The sequence below is a fragment of the Mycobacterium venezuelense genome (assembly GCF_054919535.1).
Window position 1 is genome coordinate 82,495 of the sequence record NZ_JBONDW010000007.1, and the last position, 13,078, is coordinate 95,572.

General features: G+C 65.9%; 14 protein-coding genes. 8 read left to right on the forward strand and 6 right to left on the reverse strand.

What is annotated here, in order from left to right; translation table 11 throughout:
- Positions 1-64 precede the first annotated feature (64 nt).
- Positions 65-769, reverse strand: coding sequence for a manganese-binding transcriptional regulator MntR (gene mntR / locus ACRCUN_RS13345; RefSeq protein ID WP_462142122.1), 705 nt, complete (start codon positions 767-769; stop codon positions 65-67).
- Between the two features lie 81 nt (positions 770-850).
- Here mntR and ACRCUN_RS13350 point away from each other — a divergent pair, with 81 nt between their 5' ends.
- The 6 genes from ACRCUN_RS13350 (at position 851) to bla (ending at position 7,516) form a co-directional block, all read left to right on the forward strand.
- A complete protein-coding gene (locus tag ACRCUN_RS13350) occupies positions 851-1,828 on the forward strand; it encodes a bifunctional riboflavin kinase/FAD synthetase (protein ID WP_462142123.1) in 978 nt (325 codons plus the stop codon).
- 102 nt (positions 1,829-1,930) lie between these two features.
- Positions 1,931-2,200, forward strand: a complete 270-nt coding sequence (gene rpsO, locus ACRCUN_RS13355; RefSeq protein WP_036437013.1) for a 30S ribosomal protein S15 — start codon at positions 1,931-1,933, stop codon at positions 2,198-2,200.
- 10 nt (positions 2,201-2,210) lie between these two features.
- Positions 2,211-2,708, forward strand: coding sequence for an LppU family putative lipoprotein (lppU, locus tag ACRCUN_RS13360; protein WP_462142124.1), 498 nt, complete (start codon positions 2,211-2,213; stop codon positions 2,706-2,708).
- Between the two features lie 331 nt (positions 2,709-3,039).
- Entirely contained in the window at positions 3,040-5,325 is a 2,286-nt protein-coding gene (locus ACRCUN_RS13365) for a polyribonucleotide nucleotidyltransferase (protein ID WP_462142125.1), read from the forward strand.
- Positions 5,303-6,622 carry a M16 family metallopeptidase gene (locus tag ACRCUN_RS13370; protein WP_462142126.1) on the forward strand — a complete coding sequence of 440 codons (1,320 nt, stop codon included), beginning with the start codon at positions 5,303-5,305 and terminating at the stop codon, positions 6,620-6,622. The genes ACRCUN_RS13365 and ACRCUN_RS13370 overlap by 23 nt, the downstream gene beginning before the upstream one ends.
- An 18-nt stretch (positions 6,623-6,640) precedes the next feature.
- The gene (gene bla / locus ACRCUN_RS13375) at positions 6,641-7,516 is read left to right on the forward strand and encodes a class A beta-lactamase (protein ID WP_462142127.1); all 876 of its coding nucleotides are present in this window, start codon (positions 6,641-6,643) and stop codon (positions 7,514-7,516) included.
- 15 nt (positions 7,517-7,531) lie between these two features.
- On the opposite strand, the gene ACRCUN_RS13380 is transcribed toward bla, so the two are convergent.
- From ACRCUN_RS13380 to ald, 3 genes are all read right to left on the reverse strand, one after another.
- Positions 7,532-8,023, reverse strand: coding sequence for an Hsp20/alpha crystallin family protein (locus ACRCUN_RS13380; RefSeq protein ID WP_462142128.1), 492 nt, complete (start codon positions 8,021-8,023; stop codon positions 7,532-7,534).
- 123 nt (positions 8,024-8,146) lie between these two features.
- The gene (locus ACRCUN_RS13385) at positions 8,147-8,698 is read right to left on the reverse strand and encodes a DUF4334 domain-containing protein (RefSeq protein WP_462142129.1); all 552 of its coding nucleotides are present in this window, start codon (positions 8,696-8,698) and stop codon (positions 8,147-8,149) included.
- A 97-nt stretch (positions 8,699-8,795) separates the two neighbouring features.
- A complete protein-coding gene (ald, locus tag ACRCUN_RS13390) occupies positions 8,796-9,911 on the reverse strand; it encodes an alanine dehydrogenase (RefSeq protein WP_462142130.1) in 1,116 nt (371 codons plus the stop codon).
- A 93-nt stretch (positions 9,912-10,004) separates the two neighbouring features.
- Here ald and aldR point away from each other — a divergent pair, with 93 nt between their 5' ends.
- Positions 10,005-10,520, forward strand: coding sequence for an HTH-type transcriptional regulator AldR (aldR, locus tag ACRCUN_RS13395; protein ID WP_462142131.1), 516 nt, complete (start codon positions 10,005-10,007; stop codon positions 10,518-10,520).
- 10 nt (positions 10,521-10,530) lie between these two features.
- On the opposite strand, the gene ACRCUN_RS13400 is transcribed toward aldR, so the two are convergent.
- Positions 10,531-11,292, reverse strand: coding sequence for an META domain-containing protein (locus tag ACRCUN_RS13400; RefSeq protein WP_462142132.1), 762 nt, complete (start codon positions 11,290-11,292; stop codon positions 10,531-10,533).
- A 97-nt stretch (positions 11,293-11,389) separates the two neighbouring features.
- Here ACRCUN_RS13400 and ACRCUN_RS13405 point away from each other — a divergent pair, with 97 nt between their 5' ends.
- Positions 11,390-11,695 (forward strand): hypothetical protein, encoded by a 306-nt coding sequence (locus ACRCUN_RS13405; RefSeq protein ID WP_462142133.1) that lies wholly within the window; start codon positions 11,390-11,392, stop codon positions 11,693-11,695.
- Here the strand turns inward: ACRCUN_RS13405 and ACRCUN_RS13410 are convergent.
- On the reverse strand, positions 11,658-13,067 hold the full coding sequence (locus ACRCUN_RS13410; RefSeq protein WP_462142134.1) for a 13E12 repeat family protein: 1,410 nt from the start codon (positions 13,065-13,067) through the stop codon (positions 11,658-11,660). The two genes, ACRCUN_RS13405 and ACRCUN_RS13410, sit on opposite strands and share 38 nt — an antisense overlap.
- Between the last annotated feature and the right edge of the window lie 11 nt (positions 13,068-13,078).

Sequence of the window (13,078 nt, forward strand, 5' to 3'; positions counted from 1 at the left end):
TCCTGGTCGGCGACCGGGACCAAGGCACGAGTAAGAATCGCCGTGATCCCAGGGTTGCGAAACGCTAGCTGGCGACCACCCAGATGGCATCCGCGGCGGGATTGCCCAGATCAACGGTGGTGTCGGGATCGCTCGATCCGACCGGGGATTCCACGGCCACCGAGATCAAGCCTGCGAAATCGCGCCGCGCGAGCACCCTCAGCCGGGAATCGAGGCTGATGCCCACACTGTCGAAATAGCGCAGCATCTCGGGATCGGCGTCGGAGATACGGGCCACTGTCCCGGCCTCGCCGTCCTGGCAGGCCGAAAGCTGGCGCGCCGGTGGCGTGGGGACCTGCCCGTCGGCGGCCGGGATGGGGTCACCGTGCGGATCGCGGGTCGGGTGGCCCAGCTTCGCGTCGATGCGGTCCAGCATCCGGTCGGACACGGCATGTTCGAGGATCTCGGCCTCGTCGTGCACCTCATCCCAGCTGTAACCGAGCTCCTGGACGAGGAAGGTCTCCATCAAGCGGTGGCGGCGCACCATCGCCAGCGCGGCCCGGCGGCCCTCGTCGGTCAGGGTCACCGCACCGTACTTCTCGTGGTGCACCAACCCCTGATCGGCGAGCTTGCGGATGGACTCCGACGCGGTCGATGCCGACACGCCGATCCGTTCGGCCAGCAGTTTTGTGCTGACCTTCTCGCGCGACCATTCCTGGGCTGTCCAGATGACTTTCAGATAGTCCTGGGCAACCGTCGAGAGGTCGCGATGGTTACCGTCTGGACTCACAGTAAGGAAGTTTAGGCAATCGTCACCTGACTTGGTGATCTAGAGCAGACCACGGCGCGGCCGGGCCGTAGGCTAGCTGCTGTGCAGCGCTGGCGTGGGCAGGACGAGATCCCCACGGACTGGGGCAGGTGTGTTGTCACCATTGGGGTGTTCGACGGTGTTCACCGCGGACACGCGGAGCTGATCAGTCACGCGGTGAAGGCGGGCAGATCGCGCGGGGTACCCGTGGTGCTCATGACCTTCGATCCCCATCCGATGGAGGTGGTGTTCCCGGGGAGTCACCCGGCTCAGTTGACCACCCTGACTCGCAGGGCCGAGTTGGTCGAGGAGCTGGGCGTCGACGTGTTTCTCGTGATGCCGTTCACGTCGGACTTCATGAAGCTCACCCCCGAGCGCTACATCCACGAGTTGCTCGTGGAGAACCTGCATGTCGTCGAGGTCGTGGTGGGGGAGAACTTCACGTTCGGCAAGAAGGCGGCGGGCAATGTCACGATGCTGCGCAAGGCCGGTGAGCGGTTCGGCTTCGCCGTCGAGGGCATGAGTCTGGTCGCCGAGCATCACCGCGACGAGACGGTCACCTTCTCGTCGACCTACATCCGGTCGTGCGTGGATGCCGGCGACGTGGTCGCGGCCGCCGAGGCGCTGGGCCGTCCGCATCGCGTCGAGGGCGTCGTCGTGCGCGGCGACGGCCGGGGCCGGGTGCTGGGATTCCCGACGGCCAACGTGGCGCCGCCCATGTACTCGGCGATCCCGGCCGACGGTGTGTACGCGGCCTGGTTCACCGTGCTCGGACACGGCCCGGTGATGGGCACCGTAATTCCCGGTGAGCGATATCAGGCCGCGGTTTCGGTGGGCACCAACCCGACGTTCTCGGGTCGTACCCGCACCGTGGAGGCGTTCGTCCTCGACACCAACGCCGACCTGTACGGCCAGCACGTCGCGGTCGATTTCGTGGCCCGCATCCGCGGCCAGGAGAAGTTCGACGCGGTGAAGGATCTCGTGGTTGCCATGGAGGCCGACACCGAGAAGGCGCGGACGATTCTCCGCGATTCTTTCTGAGCACTGACGAACTGTTAGACTTCTCGCCGATCCGGCGCATGCTGCAGTCCGCGGTGGCTGCGCCGAGAATATGTTCGCGGGACCTATTGATGGAGTTGCTTCGTGGCGCTTACAGCCGAGCAGAAGAAAGAAATCCTGGGTAGCTACGGTCTGCACGAGACCGACACCGGGTCGCCCGAGGCGCAGGTCGCGCTGCTGACCAAGCGGATTTCGGACCTCACCGAGCACCTCAAGGTGCACAAGCACGATCACCACTCGCGGCGCGGCCTGTTGCTGCTGGTCGGCCGTCGGCGCCGGCTGCTGAAGTACGTCGCTCAGGTCGACGTCGAGCGCTACCGCTCGCTCATCGAGCGCCTCGGGCTGCGTCGCTGACGCGGCTTTAGTGGCATCCCTGCCCGCGGCCGTCGTGGGGGCGGCCGCGCTACTCGCCATCGGGGGGTTGACAGGGTGTTCGTCCGCGGCTGCCGCGGACATGCAGGCGGGAGACTGCCTCAAGATCGGTGGCACATACGACCGGCCGGAAGCCTCCGAAGCGCAGTGTGGCAGCAAGCAGTCCAACTACAAGGTGGTCTCGACAGTCACCGACAGCGACCAGTGCCCCATGGACGTGGATTCGTACTACTCGATGAAGAGTCCGTTCAGCGACGAATCCGAGACGGTCTGCATGGACATCGACTGGATCGTCGGCGGGTGCATGAGCATCGACCCGGAGAACGACACCGACCCGTACCGGGTCGACTGCTCGGATTCGACTGCGCCGCATCGACAGCGGGCCACCGAGATCCTCCAGGGCGTGTCGAACGTCGATCAGTGTGCCAGCGGTGTGGGCTACGCCTATGACGAACGGCAGTTCACCGTGTGCGTCGAGGACGTCGGCTAACCCGGCCTGAGCTGGGCCGGATTGGCGTTCACGCGGTTGCTGCCGTGTAACATGAGGGCGTTCGATGGCCGAAATTGATTCGAGAGCGCACTACGAATACTTTCTGGCTGGTCGGACGCGAGGTGCGGTACCCGCGATCCGCGGGCGCTGCTCCTGCGAGTCACGTCAGGGCCCGTCTGTTCGGGCGGTCTTCGGTAGTGGCTGCCGGGAGCTCCCATCGGGACATGTCCGGCCGCTTCGATCGACGGCCGTAGCCGAATCCAGACCCGTGGCACATCTGAGCGTGACGACGCGAAACAGCTGAATGAAATCGAAAGAGGCCGCGGACTAAATGTCTGTAGTTGAACTTGAAGACGGTGTGTTCGAAGCCACCGCTGTCATCGACAACGGGAGCTACGGCACCCGCACCATCCGTTTCGAGACCGGGCGCCTCGCCCAGCAGGCCGCCGGCTCCGCCGTCGCCTACCTCGACGACGAGACCATGCTGCTGAGCGCCACGTCCGCCAGCAAGAACCCCAAGGATCACTTCGACTTCTTCCCGTTGACGGTCGACGTCGAGGAGCGCATGTACGCCGCGGGCCGCATCCCCGGCTCGTTCTTCCGCCGCGAAGGCCGCCCGTCCACCGACGCGATCCTGACCTGCCGCCTGATCGACCGTCCGTTGCGTCCGTCCTTCGTCGACGGCCTGCGCAACGAGATCCAGGTTGTCGTCACCGTCCTGAGCCTTGATCCCAAGGACCTCTACGACGTGCTGGCCATCAACGCCGCCTCGGCGTCCACCCAGCTCGCCGGCCTGCCGTTCTCCGGGCCCGTCGGCGGCACCCGCGTCGCGCTGATCGACGGCCAGTGGGTCGGCTTCCCGACCGTCGAGCAGCTCGAGCGGGCCGTGTTCGACATGGTCGTGGCCGGTCGGATCGTCGGAGACGGCGACAGTACCGATGTGGCGATCATGATGGTCGAGGCTGAGGCAACCGAAAACGTCATCGAGCTGATTTCGGGTGGTGCCCAGGCGCCGACCGAGGCCGTCGTGGCCGAGGGCCTGGAGGCCGCCAAGCCGTTCATCAAGGCGCTGTGCGCCGCGCAGCAGGAGCTCGCCGAGGCCGCCGCCAAGGAGACCGGCGACTTCCCGGTGTTCCCGGACTACGCCGAGGATGTCTATTACGCGGTGTCCTCGGTGGCCACCGACGCGCTGTCGGAGGCGCTGACCATCGCAGGCAAGACCGAGCGCAACGACCGCACTGACGAGATCAAGGTCGAGGTGCTCGAGCGCCTGGCCGAGCAGTACGCGGGCCGCGAGAAGGAAATCGGCGCGGCATTCCGGTCGCTCACCAAAAAGCTTGTGCGCCAGCGCATCCTGACCGATCACTTCCGTATCGACGGGCGCGGCATCACCGACATCCGGGCGCTGTCCGCCGAGGTCGCCGTGATCCCGCGGGCGCACGGCAGCGCGCTGTTCGAGCGCGGTGAGACCCAGATCCTCGGCGTCACGACGCTCGACATGATCAAGATGGCTCAGCAGATCGACTCGCTCGGGCCCGAGAACACCAAGCGCTACATGCACCACTACAACTTCCCGCCGTATTCGACCGGTGAGACCGGCCGGGTCGGTTCGCCCAAGCGCCGCGAGATCGGCCACGGTGCACTGGCCGAGCGGGCGCTGGTTCCGGTGCTGCCGAGCGTCGAAGAGTTCCCCTATGCGATCCGTCAGGTGTCGGAGGCGTTGGGCTCCAACGGTTCGACGTCGATGGGCTCGGTGTGTGCCTCGACGCTTGCGCTGCTGAACGCCGGCGTGCCACTCAAGGCGCCGGTCGCCGGTATCGCCATGGGCCTGGTGTCCGACGATGTCGAGACGGATGGCAAGACCGAGCGTCGCTTCGTGGCGCTGACCGACATCCTGGGCGCCGAGGACGCATTCGGCGACATGGACTTCAAGGTCGCGGGCACCAAAGACTTCGTGACCGCCCTGCAGCTCGACACCAAGCTGGACGGCATCCCGTCTAAGGTCCTTGCGGGTGCGCTCGCTCAGGCCAAGGACGCGCGGCTGACGATTCTGGACGTGATGGCCGAGGCCATCGACCGCCCGGACGAGATGAGCCCGTACGCGCCGCGGATCACCACGATCAAGGTGCCGGTCGACAAGATCGGCGAGGTCATCGGGCCCAAGGGCAAGATGATCAACTCGATCACCGAGGAGACCGGCGCGCAGATCTCCATCGAGGACGACGGCACGGTGTTCGTCGGTGCGGCCGACGGGTTGTCGGCGCAGGCCGCGATCGACAAGATCAACGCGATCGCCAACCCGCAGCTGCCCAAGATCGGCGAGCGGTTCCTCGGAACCGTGGTCAAGACCACCGACTTCGGTGCGTTCGTGTCGCTGTTGCCGGGCCGCGACGGCCTGGTGCACATCTCGAAGCTGGGCCGCGGCAAGCGCATCGCCAAGGTCGAGGATGTCGTGAAGGTCGGCGACAAGCTCCGCGTCGAGATCGCCGATATCGACAACCGCGGCAAGATCTCGCTGGTTCTCGTCGACGAGGAACAGGCGGAGAAGGCGGAAGGCACCCCTGAGGGCTCGGAGGGCACTCCTGCAACCACCGATGTTGCGCCCGCCGAAGCCTGATACGCCGCTGGAGACCTCGCACGTCCGCCGGACCACGTTGCCCGGCGGGCTGCGAGTGGTCACCGAGTACATCCCATCGGTGCATTCGGCATCGGTCGGGGTGTGGGTGGGCGTCGGTTCCCGCGACGAGGGTCGTAGTGTCGCGGGCGCCGCGCATTTCCTCGAACATCTGTTGTTCAAGGCCACTCCGACCCGCACAGCGGTCGAGATCGCCCAAGCCGTCGATGCTGTCGGCGGTGAGCTGAACGCATTCACCGCCAGAGAGCACACGTGCTACTACGCGCACGTGCTGGACACCGATCTGGAATTGGCGGTCGATCTGGTCGCCGACGTGGTGCTGCGCGGTCGGTGTGCGGCCGATGACGTCGAGGTCGAGCGCGACGTGGTGCTCGAGGAGATCGCCATGCGCGACGACGATCCCGAGGACACGCTGGGAGATGTGTTCCTGTCGGCCATGTTCGGCGATCACCCGGTCGGACGGCCGGTCATCGGTAGCGTCGAGTCGATTTCGGCGATGACGCGCGCGCAGTTGCATTCGTTCCACATGCGGCGCTACACGCCCGATCGCATGGTGTTGGCGGTCGCGGGCAACGTCGACCACGACGATGTCGTGGCTCTGGCCCGCGAGCACTTCGGCAGACGACTCGTGTCGGGGCGGCGCGCCATTGCGCCGCGCAAGGGTTCGGGTCGCCTGTCCGGACGGCCGACGCTTGAGGTCATGGACCGCGACGGGGAACAAATGCACGTCTCACTAGGGGTACGCACCCCCGGGCGGCACTGGAAGCACCGATGGGCACTGTCGGTACTCAACACCGCGCTCGGCGGCGGCCTGAGTTCGCGTCTGTTCCAACAGATTCGGGAGAGCAGGGGACTGGCGTACTCGGTCTATTCGACCGTCGACACCTTCTCTGACAGCGGCGCACTCTCGGTCTATGCGGGTTGTCAGCCCGAGCGGTTCGACGAGGTGATCCGCGTGACCACCGATGTGCTCGAAAGTGTTGCGCGCGACGGCATCACCGAGAATGAATGCCGCATCGCGAAGGGCTCGCTGCGGGGCGGGCTCGTGCTGGGCCTGGAGGATTCGGCTTCGCGTATGCATCGCATCGGCCGGAGCGAACTGAACTACGGTGAGCACCGCAGCATCGAGCGCACCCTGACCCAGATCGAAGCGGTCACCCTCGACGAGGTCAACGCCGTCGCGCGGCAGTTGCTGACCCGCGACTACGGCGCCGCGGTACTCGGCCCGCAAAAGTCCAAACACTCGCTACCGCAACGACTTCGGGGCATCGCGGGCTGATCGACTACGGTGGGTCGGGTGACTGGACTCTCGCGACGCAACGTTTTGATCGGATCCCTCGCGGCGGTGGCGGCTGTCGGGGTGAGCAGCAGAACCGCATTCGCGGCCCCCGTGGACGACGAGATCGGTGAGCTGGAACGCCGGCACAACGCGGTGATCGGCATATATGCCGTCAATCTCGACTCGAACCGGACCGTGAGCCACCGCGCCGACGACATGTTCGCGATGTGCTCGACGTTCAAGGCTTATGCCGCCGGCCGGGTCCTGCAGATGGTCGGGCGCGGTCAGCTGTCGCTCGACAACCGGGTGTTCGTGGACCGAGATGCCATCGTGATGAACTCGCCTGTCACCGAACCGCGTGCCGGCACTGAGATGACCCTTGGCGAGCTGTGTGCGGCCGCGCTGCAACGCAGCGACAACACCGCAGGCAACTTGTTGTTGAAAACGATTGACGGGCCGGCAGGTATCACCGCATTCGCGCGCAGTGTCGGCGACGAGCGCACGCGGCTGGACCGGTGGGAGGTCGAGCTGAACTCGGCGATACCCGGCGATCCGCGCGACACGAGCACCCCCGCGGCGCTGGCCATCGGCTACCGCGCGCTGTTGGTCGGCGACGCGCTCGCCCCACCGCAGCGTCAACAGCTCGAGGATTGGATGCGAGCCAATCAGACGTCGAGCATGCGGGCGGGGCTTCCCGCAGGTTGGACGACCGCGGACAAGACCGGCAGCGGCGACTACGGCAGCACCAACGACGTCGGTGTCGCGTACGGTCCGGCGGGTCAGCGGCTGCTGCTGGCGATGATGACGCGGTCACAGACCGACGACCCGAAAGCCGCCAATCTGCGACCGCTCATCGGTGAGCTGACGGCGTCTGTGCTGCCGTCGTTGCTCTGATCGTTTCGCTCGGATCTACTCCGAGGCCTCGGCTTCGGTGGTGTGGTTTTCGACGGTCGCGTTCTCGACGCTGTGGTTCTCGGCGTTCTGAATTGCGATGTGCCGCGTGCCGGACGGGTTCTGCGAGAGCGGGACCCGGACGGTCAGGATTCCGCGCTCGTAGCTGGCGGTGATCTCGTCCTCGTTCGCCTCGGCGGGCAGCGTCACGGTGCGCAAAAACGATCCGTACGAGAACTCGGAGCGGGAGTTCACCTCGGCCCGCTCGGCACGCTCGGCCTTGACCGTGAGCTGGCCGTCGGCGACGGTGATGTGGACGTCGGTGGCCGGGTCGATACCGGGAATCTCGGCGCGCAACTCGTAGTGGTCATCGGTGACCTCGTCCTCGATGCGCATGAGGTTGCGCTCGAAGATGGGCCGCAGGCTGGAGAACGGGGTGATTCCGGCGAAGAACTCGGACAGCTCGGGCAGGAACGGGCGGGGCTGGTGCGCAACGGGCAGGTTAACCACGGGTGACTCCTAGGACTCAGGTTATCGGCCGAAAAGGCCTTGCGACGCTTGCTCTTTCGATCCAAGCATCGCTTTCGATCCGTCGGCCGAATGCGCGGTGAACAGCTCGAGTACGCGTGGCTGCTAGGCCAGCCGCCGTGAGTCGTCGCGGCGCAGCACGAAGAAGTAGGGCTTGCGGGAACCCCGCAGGTCCATGGCCCCGATAACCGCGTCGTCGGACAGCTTGCGGAACACGTCATTGATCGGAAGCTGGTCGTAGATCATCGTTGCGGTATCGACACCGCGGTACCGCGTGGTGCGCAGCCGCGCCTTCGCCGACCGCGTCTGCAGCAGGGGCCGCATGGCGGCGATCGGCGCCACCATGGACCGGTTCTTCAACAGCGGCAGCTTGGTCGACAGTCCGAGGCCGCCGAACGCCACGGCCGGGTTGAGCGCCCACAAGCCGGTGCTGTCACGGGCAGGAAACAGCAATGGGTGCACGGTCTCGGCATCGATGAACTGCTTGCCCCACCAGCCGCTCGCCGCCAGCAGGCCGTCCATCGGGTGGCCGGTGGGCAGTTCGGCGCCGTGCCACGTCCCGATCATGAATTCTGGCTCGACGGCGTCCGCGGCGTCGAACGCCTCAAGGGCATCAGCGGTGACGGTCGGAACGGTGGAAAACAACTCCTGCAGCATGCCGACACTGTAGTTGACACGTGTCAAGAGCTGCCAGCTGTCCACAAACCAATCGCCCGGCCGGAGCGCGTCCGGCCGGGCGATGGTGGGGGCCTACTTACGCCAGGAACGCCGCGGGATCGGTGAACGGGAGATCGAGATCCTTGGCGACCTGCTCGGACAGCAGTCCGCCTTCATGCGTCGACAGGCCCTTCGCCAGTGCTGGGTCCGCCGCGCATGCGGCCTGCCAACCCTTGTCGGCCAGCTTGAGCACGTACGGCATGGTTGCGTTGGTCAGCGCGAAGGTCGAGGTGCGCGGCACCGCACCGGGCATGTTCGCCACGCAGTAGAACACCGTGTCGTGGACGTTGAAGGTCGGATCGTCGTGCGTGGTGGGTCGAGAATCCTCGAAGCAACCGCCCTGATCGATCGCGATATCCACCAGCACTGCCCCCGACTTCATATGGGCGACAGTCGAATTCGTGACGAGCTTCGGCGCCTTGGCGCCCGGGATGAGAACCGCGCCGATCACCAGGTCGGCCTTCTTGACGGCCTCTTCGAGTTCAAGCGAGGACGAGTACCGGGTCTCGATGCTTCCGCTGTTCTCGTTGTCGATCTTGCGCAGCGTGTTGATGTTCAGGTCGAAGACCGTGACGTGAGCGCCCATGCCCTTGGCGATGCGGGCGGCGTTGTAGCCGGCCACGCCACCGCCGATGACGACGACCTCGGCCGGTGCGACGCCGGGAACGCCCCCCATCAGCACGCCGCGGCCACCCTGGGTGCGCATCAGGTGGTAGGCGCCGACCTGAGCCGAAAGGCGACCGGCGACCTCGCTCATCGGGGCCAGCAGCGGCAGTGCCCCGTCGGCGGTCTGGACGGTCTCGTAGGCGATCGAGGTGGTGCCCGATGCCAACAACGCGTCGGTGCACGGCTTCGACGCCGCGAGATGCAGATAGGTGAACAGGGTCTGGCCCTTGCGCATGCGCGAGTACTCGGCCTCGATCGGCTCTTTGACCTTGAGCAGGAGCTCGGCATCGGCCCACACCTGGTCGGCCGAGGTGACGATCTCGGCGCCCGCGGCCTTGTAGTCGTTGTCGGCGATGGCTGAGCCCTCGCCGGCGCCGGCCTGGATGATCACATCGTGGCCACGACGGGTCAGCTCGGCCACTCCGGCGGGGGTGATGGCAACGCGGTACTCGTTGTTCTTGATCTCAGTCGGGATGCCGACGAGCATGATCGCTCCTTCAGATTCGGTGTGCTAGAACAAGTGTGAAGAACCTTCGAAGTGTGGGCAATATCTCTGATGAATATTCGATAAGATCGCGCAATGGGCGAAGAATCGACGAATAGCGCGGCGAGTCAGGCTCGTCTACCGAAGGATGTTCGGCACGCGGAACTCGATGACATCGATCGGCGCATTCTGCTGGCGCTGCACGCCGATGCGCGGATGTCCAACAGTGCGCTGGCCGATTCCGTCGGCATCGCGGCCTCGACATGTCACGGCCGGGTGCGGAGGTTGCAGGAGATCGGCGTGATCCGGGGGTTCTATACCGACATCGACCCAGCCGCGGTCGGCCTGAGTCTGCAGGCCATGATCTCGGTGAGTCTGCAGTCGAACGCGCGCGGCAAAATCCGCAGCTTCATCGCGCAGATCCGCAAGCGCCCGCAGGTGATGGATGTCTATTTTCTCGCCGGCGGTGACGATTTCATCCTGCATGTCGCCGCACGCGACACCGATGACCTACGGGCGTTCGTGGTGGAGAACCTCAACGCCGACGCCGATGTGGCCGGCACCCAAACGTCGCTGATCTTCGAGCACCTGCGCGGGGCCTCGCCACTCTGACCAATTGCGGCTACTGGGCCCGCAGCACCAATCCGTAGCCGTCGGCGCCCGTCAGAGTCAGTTCGTCGCTGTCGATGGCGGTCTGCACCTTGCCGTCGAGCACCCGCAACACGGCCTGTTCCACCTCGTCGAGGCCGTTCGGGCAGGCCTTCCTGGTTGTGGCCAACGGCCCGAATTCAATGATGGCCGGCGTCCCCGAAACCACTGCGTGACCGGTGATCTGGTTGCAGCCGGTGGATCCGGTGACGGTGCCGTCGGCCGCGATCTTGATTGTGGGCTTCGCCTGCTCCAACGCCTGTGACGTCGAAACCGATTGGCCGGAAACCAGACTGGTGACTTGCCAGGTGGTGTCGGTGAGCGGGCGATCGGGATGCACGACCTTTTTGTCCTGCAATGTGACGGTCGCGGTATCCGTCTTCAGGGTCAGCGTGTCGCCGGACAGCGACCATGACGGCTGGGCCTCGAAGAACTGCGACATCCACACATCGGCATCACCGAGCGGCGGCGGGCACGCCATCATCGTGCTGGCTAACTCCGTGACTACCCGGCCGTTGGACAGGTCGACCGGCCCCGAGCCGTGGTTGCAGCCCGCGAACGTGCTGATCTGGCCGCTGTCGAAAACCACGGTCAGTGGTCCGCCGCCGGGGATCTGATCGCCCTCGACCCCAACCGAGACGAATGTGCGGCCGTTCGGGTTCTGGTCATCGGCGTTGCCGGTGTCAGAACAGCCGGCGAGAGCCAGGACAGCGATCGCGATCGGGAGCAGACGCATGACACCACGGTAGAGCGCGCGTAACGCCGAACGGTTCAACTCGCACGCCCGTAATACAAGCGTGGCCGGATGCGGTCACTCCGAGAAAGGAAAGACAATGAAGTCTCTCGCCGCTGCCGCTGTCACTGCAGCCGTCGTTTCCATCGGTATCGGGCTGACCGGCGTCGCCGGCGCGGCCCCTACTGCTCCGACCTCACCCGCCCAGGCCGTCAACGATCTGCGGGCGCAGGGCTACAACGTCATCGTCAACAAGGTTGGCGCCGGACCGCTCGAACAGTGTGTGGTCGACGCAATCCGACCCGGGCAGACGTTTACCCGGATGGACTCCGGCGTGCCGGGTGCCGGGAACGACATCCGTACCACCGTCACAGCACACACGGTGTACGTCGACGTGACTTGCTGACCGCGGTGCTACCCGGCTTCATCGTCTTCGTCGTTGTCGGTGAGGTAGGTCTGGGGGTGGTGGTAGGTGTTGATGCGAGGCTGGCCGGTGTCGAGTAGTGGTGGTGGGGTCCAGTGGCAGCGGCCGTTGCGCATGGTGGTGGTCCACTTACCCGTGGCGACGAGGCGATTGTCGGGCCCACAGGCCAGGGCGAGTTCGTCGATATTGGTTTGGCCGCCCACGGTCCAGTCCTGGTGGGCGTGATGGGCCTGGCAGCGGTAGCCCCCGGCCGTGCAGCCGGGACGGGTGCAGCCCGGTCACGGGCGAACAACACCAACCGCTGGGCCGGGGTGGCGATGCGTTTGGTGCGCCCGAAATACAACGGCACCAGGGTGGCGTCGTCGAACACCGCCAGATAGTGCCAGGCATGCGCCGCGAGGCGGATCACCTCGGGGATCGGCAGTTTCGAGCCGCCGGTGACCGCAATCCCCGCCCCGGCTTCGAGTTCGGCCAGGGTGGTGGTGACGATCAACGACACCGGCAACCCATTGTGGGAGCCCAGCTCGCCCGACATCAGCGCGTTGCGCCCGATCATCACCAGGGCGTCGTGATGGCGTTGCGCCGCGGTGCGGGTATCGGCCTCGATCGCTTCCTCAGAGGGTGATCCCGCCACGCAGGGTGATTCGTCGTCGGGATTGCACATGCCCGGGGCGGCGTATTTCGCCAACAGCGGTTCGACCACCGCGCGGCCTTCGGCGCTCAACCAGCCCGACACCTTCGACGTCCCATCGGGCTGCTGCGGATGCACCGTGAAACCGCGCTTGCGCTCGGCCGCATCGACCGGTTCCTCACCATCCTGATTCAGCAGATACAACACTTCGGCGACGGTTTGGCGCAACATCTCGGGCGTCTCCTGCGCGGCGACGGCGACGAGTTTGCGTTCGAAGGCGTTGCGGCGTGCCGCGTCGACCCAGTCCGGGCACTTTGTGAAGAACGTCTCCAACTCGTCGAGGTGATCAGGGGTCAACCAGCCACCCGCTTGCGCGGCGGCGGTCACCGCGCGAACCGGTGCCAACGCTTCACCGGTCACCGACCGCCGTGGCCCGAAGTTCATGGCATCGCGGACCCGCCGCCGGGCCTCGGTGCCCGAGATCCGCAACCGGATCCGCAACGCCTCGGGCCAGGACTTCGCCCCGATCGCCCCGGGTGTCGTGCACTCCGAGAGCGCACTGATCGCGGCATGCTCGACGGTCGGCACCAGGTTGCGGACCTCTTGCATCCCGGCGCACACCCCCAACAGGTCGGCTTCGGGCAGTGACCCCCAGGGCAGGTCGCGCACCCCGGCCAGCGCCGCGCGTAACGCCGCGAGCTTGGCAGCGACCTGACCATCCACGCTTCGAACAC

Bases quoted from the DNA above. Each gene is read 5' to 3' on its own strand.
- ACRCUN_RS13385 (WP_462142129.1), bottom strand. From the start codon at position 8,698: ATGCTGCAGGAGTTGTTTTCCACCGTTCCGACCGTCACCGCTGATGCC.
- ald (WP_462142130.1), bottom strand. From the start codon at position 9,911: ATGCTCGTCGGCATCCCGACTGAGATCAAGAACAACGAGTACCGCGTT.
- aldR (WP_462142131.1), top strand. From the start codon at position 10,005: ATGGGCGAAGAATCGACGAATAGCGCGGCGAGTCAGGCTCGTCTACCG.
- ACRCUN_RS13400 (WP_462142132.1), bottom strand. From the start codon at position 11,292: ATGCGTCTGCTCCCGATCGCGATCGCTGTCCTGGCTCTCGCCGGCTGT.
- ACRCUN_RS13365 (WP_462142125.1), top strand. From the start codon at position 3,040: ATGTCTGTAGTTGAACTTGAAGACGGTGTGTTCGAAGCCACCGCTGTC.
- ACRCUN_RS13405 (WP_462142133.1), top strand. From the start codon at position 11,390: ATGAAGTCTCTCGCCGCTGCCGCTGTCACTGCAGCCGTCGTTTCCATC.
- ACRCUN_RS13370 (WP_462142126.1), top strand. From the start codon at position 5,303: ATGTTGCGCCCGCCGAAGCCTGATACGCCGCTGGAGACCTCGCACGTC.